3 protein-coding genes are annotated in these 4836 nt (G+C 37.2%); all 3 read left to right on the top strand.

Annotated features, from left to right (window positions below; all coding sequences use genetic code 11):
- Positions 1-827, top strand: an 827-nt coding sequence (locus tag ACTF6W_RS09020; RefSeq protein WP_438994212.1) for a sigma 54-interacting transcriptional regulator, incomplete at its 5' end; no start/stop codon positions are given.
- A 41-nt stretch (positions 828-868) separates the two neighbouring features.
- A complete protein-coding gene (prsT, locus tag ACTF6W_RS09015; protein ID WP_438994211.1) occupies positions 869-3559 on the top strand; it encodes an XrtA/PEP-CTERM system TPR-repeat protein PrsT in 2691 nt (896 codons plus the stop codon).
- Positions 3560-3588: 29 nt separating this feature from the next.
- Positions 3589-4752, top strand: a complete 1164-nt coding sequence (locus ACTF6W_RS09010; protein ID WP_438994210.1) for a TIGR03087 family PEP-CTERM/XrtA system glycosyltransferase — start codon at positions 3589-3591, stop codon at positions 4750-4752.
- Positions 4753-4836: the final 84 nt, after the last annotated feature.

Raw genomic sequence — 4836 nt, 5'->3', positions numbered from 1 at the left:
GAACGGGTAAGGAGTTACTTGCAAAAGCACTGCATCAATTAAGTGATAGACGTGATTACCCCTTCATCGCGATTAATTGTGGGGCTATTCCGGAAAATTTAATTGAAAGTGAATTATTCGGTTATGAAAAGGGTGCCTTCACGGGAGCGCATAAACAAACACTAGCCAAAATAGAATTAGCCGAAGGTGGGACACTTTTTCTTGATGAGATTGGTGATTTGCCCTTACTTTTACAAGTAAAATTATTAAGGTTCTTACAAGAGAGAGTTATTGAAAGAGTAGGGGGCAGAAAAGAAATACCTGTAAATGTAAGAGTGGTTAGTGCAACGCATCAATCATTAGAAAAGAAAATTAAAGAAGATTATTTCAGAGAAGATTTATATTATCGATTAAGCGAAATAACTGTCAATATTCCTGATTTAAAAGACCGTCAGGATGATGCGGTATTGCTAGCAAATAAATTTATTGAAGAATTTTCAGAAGAATTTTCAAAGTCAGTTAAAGAGTTAGATAAAAATGCCGTAAAGGCAATTTTATCATATTCATGGCCGGGGAACGTACGTGAACTGGAAAATAAAATTAAACGTGCAGTTATTATGAGTGATAAAAGAAAAATATCTGTAACTGATTTAGAAATTGATCCAGATCATCAAGATGACCCTCAGCTAGACTTGAAAACCATTCGAGAAGAGAATGATAAAAAAGCAATCATCAAAGCACTTAGTTTATCGAATGGAAATATTAGCGAAATGTCGAGATTGCTTGGCATTAGCCGGCCGACACTATATGGTTTGGCAAAGCAATATAATATAAATATTGAAAAATAATGGATAGATTCTGGAGTTTGGCGCAAATTATGGATATGGGCATGAGATCACTCTATCGTATGGGGAGTATAGCACTTTTTATGGGTGTCCTAATGATGGATGTTGCCTTATCTCAGGATAGTCTTGATCTTGAGGTTGAAGAAGTTTACGTCCCCAGGGAGCCAACAAAAGCAGAGCTTAAACGATATGCGCTCAATGATGAAATTGAGGGTCTATGGGGTGCGATTTTTGATGATGTAAATAACGGGGCGTTAAGACAGCAAATCGCGCAAAAGTATAATCAACTAAATAATGGCGATATTGCAGAGCATGAGCTTAATCGTGCTTTAGAATTAGGCATTCCTGAAAATGAACTTTTAGCGGATTTGGGGCGTTCATATTTACTGCAAAATAAAATGGATGAGTTTTTCGAAAAAATAAGTATTGAAAATGCAGCGACACACATCCACGGTGAAACATATCTTGTTCTTGGAATGGCATATGAAAAGTTAGAAAATTACGAAGAAGCGTTTTTAAATTTTTATCAGGCTGAAGTGCTGCTTAATGATCATCCAGATTTATACGCGCCGATGGCTAGACTTTATAGCCGGATTGGCTATTATGACCGGGCGGAGCTATACGTAGATAAAGCATTATCATTAAACGGTATTGATCCAGAATTTCTTTTATTAAAAGGGATTTTGGTTGAACGTAGATCGGGTTCAACAAATTCTTATCAATATTTTGAACGCGCAAATTTTCATAAGTCTGATCAAATTGAAATTGAAAGCAAACTTGGTTCTGCGCTTTATAATTTGGGGCGTCATGATGAAAGTATGCTTTTATTTAGGCGCATTTTAGCAAAAGATAGTAGGCACCCTTTTGCAAACTTTATGATTGCCACTCTTTTTGCTGAAGGGAACAATATTAGGACGGCGACCAGATATTTAAATCAAGCCGGTCTGACTGCTTATGGAAATTATCCGCCTGCATTAATGTTATGGGGCAAACTTGCTTATGCCACCAAGGATTATGATAGTGTAATTGCGCCACTTTCAGATTTAATAGATATTGATCCTGATCATCATGAAGCAAGAACCTTATTATCAGCGGCATACTTACAATTAAACAACCCAATGGCAGCAGCAGAAACATTAAATTATCTTTCAGGGTTGGATATTTTATCAGAGCTTGATCATATTTTATTAGGAAGCGCATATGCGCTCGCTGGTGATAATGACAATGCTATGCTTAATTTTTCTGCGGCATCTGAGAAAAAGTCTGAAAATTTAACTGGACAAGAAAAAGATATATTAAACCAATTTCAAAGAGGGGATAGCTTTGGGGTGGTTATCGATTTGCCGGGTATTATTAATAAAACACAAATGAACAGTCAAAAAGCGATCATTGATGTAAATAACGCGATCGATAAGAAGGATTTTGAACACGCATTTTCAATAGCAGCAGATTTGGTCAACAATGATAGAAATAATGCAGTTGGGTATCATTTGCTAGGATTGATATATTTAGAGCAAGGACGCGTCGATGAAGCAAGAAGTAATTTCAGACGAGTGATTGAATTAAACCGTGACTTTTTTCAAGCACGTATTCAGCTAGCCCGTATAGATTTTGCATTAAATAATCCGAATAGTGCTGTTAATCATTTAAATTCTATTTTAAATCGAGATGAGAGTTATATACCGGCCTATGAGTTGTTATATGAATATGCGCTTTCCAGAGGCGATGATATCCGCGCAGAACGTTATTTATCAGCGGCGATTAGCGCGAACCCCGATATCATAACGCCTCGAATAAAGTTAATTGAATATTATTATGAACGAAATGTTGTTCAAAGGGCCATAAGAAGAGCAGAACAGCTACTTCAACAATTTCCGGATTATTCAATCGCAAATTTTTTGCTAGGTAAGGGCTATTTGTTATCAGGGCGGATTAATGATGCAATTGGGCTATTAAAGAGATCAATAGAGATTGATCCGGGAACAAGAGATAGTCATTTGCTTTTGAGTGAAGCATTCATCAGTAAAGGGTTAATCTCAGAAGCAAGAGAAGCTTTAGGGCGTGGTATGCCATTTGTTGAGGACCGCGTGCCACTGATCTTAAAATCCATTGAAATTACAAAGATAGATAGGGATTTTAAAAAAGCATATCAATTTGCCAATCAATTAAAGTTAGAACAAGAGACGTTAAGTATTGGTAATATCCTGCAAGGGGAAATCAATATTGTGGAAGGACGGTTCGCTGATGCGATAGACGCCTTCTTAAGAGCGCAAAAAGCAGGTGCTTCTGATAATCAGGTTTTGTATAGACTTGCGGAAGCTTATTCAAAGTCCGGTGATAAGGACCATGCAATTGAAATTGCCTCAAGTCACTTAGCCGCCCATGAAAATGATGTTAATATGCGGCATTTTATTGCGCTTTTTCAGTTTGAAAATGGGAATACGGAAGAAGCGATTTTTCATTATGAATATTTACTAGATAGAAATCAAAATGACATCGTTGCCAATAACAATCTGGCACTAATTTATTTACAACAAGAGGATTTAGAAAAAGCATATCAATATGCATTTAATGCATATAATTTACCTGATTTTAATGTTGATGTGGCAAAAACATATGCACAGGTGCTGATTCTACAAGAAAAGTTAGATGATGCACGAAATGTGTTAACTGAAACGGTAAAACTTGCCAGCTATGATATTGAAGCAAAATCATTATTGGCAACGTTAGAATAAAACAACAAACGTAATGTTTGGGGAATATTTTGAAATTAAGTCATAGGTTTCCGTACCCACCAACCAGAGGCGATAAAATTCGCTCTTTTAATATGGTGAAGCATCTTCATGAGCAGGGGCATGAGGTTACGGTTGCATCCATGTCTAGATCGCCAGAAGAAACAGCTGAATGCCAAGGCATTAAAGAGTATTGCCATACGTTTTTTTTAACGGAAATTAATGAAAATGTGCAAAATATACGAATGGTATTGCGATTGTTGAGTAAGGACCCATCATCTATGGGGTACTTTTATTCAAATGAAATGGCCAGCGATGTAAAGCAGTTATTACATGATAAAAAGTTCGATTTCATAATGGTTTTTAGTTCTTCTGCGGCGCAATATGTGGAACATGTGACAGACACGCCAAAGATGCTTGATTATTGTGATATGGATAGTCAAAAATGGCTTGCATATGTTGATTATAAGAGATGGCCTATCAGTATGGGTTATGCCCTAGAAGGTAAGAAATTAGAAGCTGACGAAAAGCGACTTGCCAAAAAATTTGATTTAGGGAGCGGTGCAACTGATTTTGAAGTCGAGACTTTAGAAGAATTTAATACCGGTATCGCAACAGGGTATTTTCCAAACGGTGTAGATAGTGATTTTTTTAAACCCGTAGATGTTGACTATAAAAAGAACAGTATTTGTTTCGTAGGCCGTATGGATTATTATCCAAACGAAGTTTGTATTATTAATTTCTGTCATGATGTTTTACCGATTATTCGTGAAAAATATTCAGACGTGACTTTTAAAGTGATTGGCGCGGCGCCGACAAAAGAGGTCCTAGATTTAAACACCATTGACGGCGTTGAAGTGACGGGGACCGTTGATGATATCAGAAAACATGCGCAAAGCTGTGAAGTCATGGTGGCGCCACTAATGATCGCGCGCGGCACACAAAATAAGATTTTAGAAGGAATGGCCATGGGTATTCCTGTGGTATCAAGTCATTTGGCAGCACGCGGGGTTGACGCGGAAGTCGATGAACATATTTTAGCCGCGACGACAAATGAGGAATATGCAGAAGAGATTATATCAATTTTTGCGGATGGAAACAAACGTGATCAAATTTCCAAGGCCGGGCGCGAAAGGGTTTTAAGTCACCATAATTGGAAACGTGGAATGGAAATGATGGATGAATATGACCTTTGAGCCCCGTTTAAAAACGGGATTTTTGGTGTCTGCTGAAATTAAAAGATGTGAGCAACTTTTTTTATCTGCGGTTATTGTTCATAA

Source organism: Pseudemcibacter sp., assembly GCF_965661635.1.
Lineage (GTDB): Bacteria > Pseudomonadota > Alphaproteobacteria > Sphingomonadales > Emcibacteraceae > Pseudemcibacter.
The sequence above is the reverse complement of the archived record's forward strand: the minus strand, read 5'-3'. Positions and strand labels throughout refer to the sequence as shown.

Excerpts from the sequence above, each read along its gene's own strand:
- prsT (WP_438994211.1), top strand. The coding sequence starts at position 869 with ATGAGATCACTCTATCGTATGGGGAGTATAGCACTTTTTATGGGTGTC.